The sequence below is a fragment of the Streptomyces polyasparticus genome (genome assembly GCF_014493765.1).
Classification (GTDB): domain Bacteria; phylum Actinomycetota; class Actinomycetes; order Streptomycetales; family Streptomycetaceae; genus Streptomyces; species Streptomyces polyasparticus.
The window spans coordinates 1-859 of record NZ_JACTVJ010000127.1 but is presented as its reverse complement, the minus strand read 5'-3'; the positions used below and the strand labels follow the sequence as shown (position 1 = coordinate 859).

1 protein-coding gene is annotated in these 859 nt (G+C 66.0%); it reads right to left on the bottom strand.

Annotation, left to right across the window (positions count from 1 at the left end):
* Nucleotides 1-10 precede the first annotated feature (10 nt).
* A protein-coding gene (locus H9Y04_RS45790) for an IS5 family transposase (protein WP_214662311.1) occupies nt 11-819 on the bottom strand; the annotation gives its coding sequence in 2 pieces (ribosomal slippage) (nt 11-471 and nt 471-819; 810 coding nt in all).
* Between the last annotated feature and the right edge of the window lie 40 nt (nt 820-859).

Sequence of the window (859 nt, the reverse complement as noted above, 5' to 3'; positions counted from 1 at the left end):
AGAAGTCATCTCATTTGGTGAGTCTGCGGTAGCAGATGAGGGTGCAGGCGATGCTGGTGAAGGCCAGGAAGTGGTCGGCCTTGCGTTCGTAGCGCCGGTGGAGTTGGCGGCAGCCGGCGAGCCAGGCCATGGTGCGCTCCACGGTCCAGCGGTGGCGGCCCAGCCGTTGCGAGGACTCCACTCCCTTGCGGGCGATGCGGTGTGTGATACCGCGCTCGCGTAACCATTTGCGCAGGTGGGCGTAGTCGTAGCCCTTGTCGGCATGGAGCTTGCCGGGCTTTCGACGTCGCCGTCCGCGGCGCGAGCGGATCGGCGGGATGCCCGTCACGAGAGGGATCAGGGCCTGGCTGTCATGCAGGTTGGCACCGGAGATGCCGACGGATATGGGCAGACCAGTCCGTTCGGTAACCAGGTGGATCTTCGAGCCGTACTTGCCCCTGTCCACAGGATTCGGACCTGTCAGGTCCCCTTTTTCAGGGCCCGCATGTTCACCGAGTCGATCGCGCAGCGAGTCCAGTCCAGCTCGCCGCGGGCGCCCAACTCGTCGAGGACCAGGCGGTGGAGCTTGGCCCACACCCTGGCCTTCGACCACTCCGAGAAGCGGCGATGGGCCGTCGCCCCCGACGGGCCGAACGACGCGGAAGGCACCTGCTGCCAGGTACAACCCGACGTGGCCACAAACACGATCGCAGCCAGCACCTCCCGGTCGCCGTGCCGACGCCGCCCACCGCCCTGAGGTCGCGACGGCGCCTCCGGTACCACCCGCTGAAACAACTCCCACAACTCGTCCGGCACTAGCCGCTCAACGATCCCCACCATGACTCACAGTCTACCGACACAGCCAAATGAGATGACCTCT